General features: G+C 34.3%; 2 protein-coding genes. One reads left to right on the forward strand and one right to left on the reverse strand.

The window, feature by feature from the left end:
• Positions 1-171 precede the first annotated feature (171 nt).
• Positions 172-1,284: an AAA family ATPase gene (locus tag ACOVQ4_RS22765; protein ID WP_421822880.1), complete on the reverse strand. Its 1,113-nt coding sequence runs from the start codon at positions 1,282-1,284 to the stop codon at positions 172-174.
• A gap of 206 nt (positions 1,285-1,490) precedes the next feature.
• On the opposite strand from ACOVQ4_RS22765, the gene ACOVQ4_RS22770 reads away from it, so the two are divergent.
• On the forward strand, positions 1,491-4,349 hold a 2,859-nt coding region (locus tag ACOVQ4_RS22770), incomplete at its 3' end, for a tetratricopeptide repeat protein (RefSeq protein WP_421822881.1).

Genomic DNA, 4,349 nt, shown 5'->3' on the forward strand with positions numbered 1-4,349 from the left:
ATGCGCTATTGCTCGTCATGGCTATTAAAGGGTATTTTGATTGGAGGAGGGGGATACCTTCATCTGCTGAAAGTTCTTTGCACAACTGAATTTTCAGAAATAAAATATTGGGTCAGATTATCTACAATTTGTTTTTCTGTCTTTTCTCCTTCAAAGACAAATAGTATTTCATTAGGCATTGAACGAACCAGCTTTATACATTTTTTCGATATTATGAGCCTCTCTTAGTTCTTTTGAGGTACTTTTGGCTAAAGAGCGAATAAATTGTTTGTACATCAAGAAATAACAATCTGGTCGCAACAAATCATTAGAAATATTAGAGGTATTGTGTGTAGTTAAGATAAACTGAACTCCTGTCTTTTTTAGTTCTTCAATAATCAACTCAGAAAGCTCATGATGGTAGAAGGCATCAAACTCATCGACAAATAAAAACGATACTGTTCCGTTTTCACGTATTCTTTGTAGCCAAAAATAGAATAAAATCAAGGTTTTAGTTCCATGTGATGCTACCTTAAAAAACGGGTAAACTTTTCCTTCAAAATTAAAAGCAAGGATATCTTTATCAAACTCTCTCTCAACGGTAAGATTACATTCAATACCTGCTTTGTTGAGAAACTGCTCAAAATCTTTGACATTACCTTTTTTAATGATATCCTCCGCCAAATCTATCTTGTCTGCCTCTAATCCTAAATACATATTGCCATGAACCGACCTAAAAAATAGCATCGTCTCGACAAACTTAAAAAAAGCAAGAAAAGCTAAGTTTTCGGCTGTGGGCTCTAACACAGAATTATTCTTGACATATTTTAATATAGATAATTCTACATTTTCTACCGTATTGCGAAGACTTTCAGCACCTTCAAAGTAAAAAGTAGCCTCATTAGAAATGTTTCTATCAATCACAGCCAGTATCTTTCCGTTAATCTCGAAATATTCCGACAAGATTTCTTTATGCGTCTTCTTACGGTATTCATATACAATCTTATGTCCTTCAATCAAAAACTCAAACCTAAAAGTAGCATAATCCGCAGGATTGAGAGCGTTCAGATAAACGGCATACTCCAAATCAATCGTCTTTTTATCAGTCAAATGCCCAATAATATCAAAAATAGCAAAGCCTAAGTTTGATTTCCCCACTCCATTATGTCCATAAATGAGCGCATTGTTCACAATACCATTTTTGACACAGGATTTATTAAACTCATAGCCATTTGTATCTGAAAAATCAAATACAAAGCCCTGATTAAAGCCTTTAAAGTTGGAAACCGAAAATTTGGTAAGCATAGTAAAGAGGGTTGATTTACACAAAGGTAATGAAGCATTTGGTTTTACCGTAAAAAAATTACGGCAAAGTGATTCTCATCCATTTAATAAATTATCTCCTTCCTTATATAGTTTCCTAGATATATATTTTGTTTAGGTTTTTCCAAAGGTTAAATTTAATATCATGAAATACCATTTACAGCTCATACCTACTACTATTCTACCTCATGGAAAATTCTATTCATAACCAAGGCAATAATAATCTCAATATACAAGATGTCAAAGATTCTCCTATTACTGTAAATCAGTATGCTAAACCCAAGCTTCCCAAAGATTTAACGGTATTGATGCCTACCGTTAATTTAAAGGATGTGATTGGACGTGAGGAGGAAATAGCCGACCTACATCAATCACTTTTTGAACACAAACAAGTGGTATTGGTGAATGGCTTGGGCGGTATTGGCAAAACGACCCTGAGCCAAGCCTACATGACAAAATATGCCGAACAATACCAACATTTGGCATGGATAACGGTGGGTGGTACTTCTTTGGAAAGTGATTTTATCAGTGCATTAGGCAAAACCTTTGGGATTACAACCGAAGGCAAAGAAGTGACGGATATTTTTCATGAAGTCTTACACAATTTAAAGGCGATTGATGTCCAACCCAATTTACTTATCCTCGATAATGCCGATGCTACTTTGAGCAGTTATTATGATAGACTCCCTCGGCAACCCCATTGGCATATATTGGTTACTTCTCGTGAACACATTGAAGGCTTTGAAAGCAAAGAACTTGGTTTTCTCGAACCAGACAAAGCCCTTTTGCTCTTTCAAAAGCATTGCCAAAGGATTACGGATGTTAAAGCCATTGAAAACCTTTTACATACCATTGATTACCATACTTTAACGATTGAGATTTTAGCCAAAACAGCCCAATTACAGCGTTTTGACATAGCTACTTTACAAAATGCTATTGAGAAAGACATCAGAGCAGGTGTTTATATCAAACATAAAAATGATAAAATAGACAAAGTGTATTCTTATCTCTCTTCTATTTTTAATTTGAGTAATGTAACGGAGGCAGAAGCTTGGCTACTCAAACAAATGGCTTGCTTACCTCCTGATTTTCATGCTTACGATTTGATTAAAGAACTGATTTGCACACCCGAAAGCGAGCAAGCGGAACTTTTATCCGAAAGTATTGAAAACTTAGTAGCCAAAGGCTGGCTGTTGAAAAACCCCGAAGCCGATAGCTACAAAATGCACATTATTATAGCAGAAGTAACCCGTAGAAAATTGGAAGTTGGGATAATTGATGTTGAAGTTTTACTGGAAAACGTAACCCAAAAGCTATCAACAGACTATTCTAAAGATAATCCAGTAGATAAATTTCAATGGGTTGAATTTGGCAAAACCGTGGAATGTGTTTTTTCTCAAAAAAATAATCCTAAAACTGCAGTTTTACAAAATAATTTGGCAACAATACTTCAAGATTTAGGAGAATATGAAAATGCTAAGATTTTACTACAGAAAGCTTTAACAACAGAGGAAAAATATTTTGGACAATTTCACCCTAAAACTGCAATTACATATTCTAATTTAGCTACAATATATAAGTCCCTTGGACAATATCACCATGCGAAAGACTTGTATATAAAAGCGATGGATACAAATGTCAAAAATTATGGTCAAGACCATCCTAAGACAACATTAATATGCTCAAATTTAGCGTTAGTTCATAAAGATTTAGGAGAATATCAAAGAGCCAAGGAGTTACTAGAAAAAGTCATACTTTTTGATTCAAAAAATTATGGTCAAGACCACCCTACAATGGCAAGAAATTATGCTATCATGGCTACTGTTCTTCAAGATTTAGGAGAGTACGAGCAAGCTAAAAATTTATTAGAGAAAGCTGTCATTTTCGCAGAAAAAACCCTTGGGGAAGACCATCCCAAAACCGCTGTCCGCTATTCTAATTTGGGACTAGCTCTTAAAGATATGGGGGATTATAATAGTTCGAAGGAATTATTATTAAAAGCACTGAAATCTAATGAGAGAAATTTTGGAGAAGAACATCCCTACACAACAAGAAGTTATTCCAATCTTGCTCTAGTTCTTCGAAATTTAGGAGAATATAAACAGGCAAAGGAATTACTAAAAAAAGCATTAATTCTCGATATAAAAAACTTTGGAGAAATACATCCTAAAATAGCAATTAGTTACTCTAATTTAGCCTTAGTTCTTGCTGATTTAGCTGAATATAATGAAGCGAAAATATCACTCGAAAAAGCGATTATTTCAAATAAAAGAAATTTTGGAGAAGAACATCATTTTACGACACAGACTTATTCTAAACTGGCAAATGTTCTAAATAAATTGGGAGAATATGATAAAGCAAAAGAACTATTGGAAAAAGCTTTATTTTACGATTCTAAAAACTTTGAAGATGGAAATCTGAAGATTGCAAAGCATCGCTCTAATTTAGGTTTAATCCTTCAAAAATTAGGAGAACACGATAAAGCTAAAGAACTATTCCACAAAGCGTCACTTTCAGTAGAAAAGAAATTAGGAAAATACCATCCTGAGACAGCAATAGCTTACTCTAATTTAGCATTAGCACTCAAGGACTTGGGAAATTATCATGAAGCAAAGAAGCTTTTGGAAAATGCTCTAATTTCGGCAGAAAATCACTTTGGTGAAAATCACCCTACTACTGCACTTCGTTACTCTAATCTGGCATTAGTCCTTCAAGATTTAGGTGGGTATGAAGAAGCCAAAATATTACTAGAAAAAGCTTTGATTTCTGATGAGAAAAACTTTGGTGAGGAGCATCCCACCACGGCTGTTAGTTACTCTAATTTGGCATTAGTCCTTAAAGATTTAGGCGAATATGAAAAAGCCAAAATATTACTACAAAAAGCTTTGATTTCAGCAGAGAAAAACTTTGGTGAAGAGCATCCCACCACAGCAAGTTTTTACTCTAATTTGGCATTAGTCCTTAAAGATTTAGGCGAATATGAAAAAGCCAGAATATTACTAGAAAAAGCTTTGATTTCTGATGAGAAAAACTTTGGTGAAGAGCAT

It is taken from the genome of Flectobacillus sp. (assembly GCF_049240685.1).
In the GTDB taxonomy this organism is placed as follows: domain Bacteria; phylum Bacteroidota; class Bacteroidia; order Cytophagales; family Spirosomataceae; genus Flectobacillus.

Bases quoted from the DNA above. Each gene is read 5' to 3' on its own strand.
- ACOVQ4_RS22765 (WP_421822880.1), bottom strand. From the start codon at position 1,284: ATGCTTACCAAATTTTCGGTTTCCAACTTTAAAGGCTTTAATCAGGGC.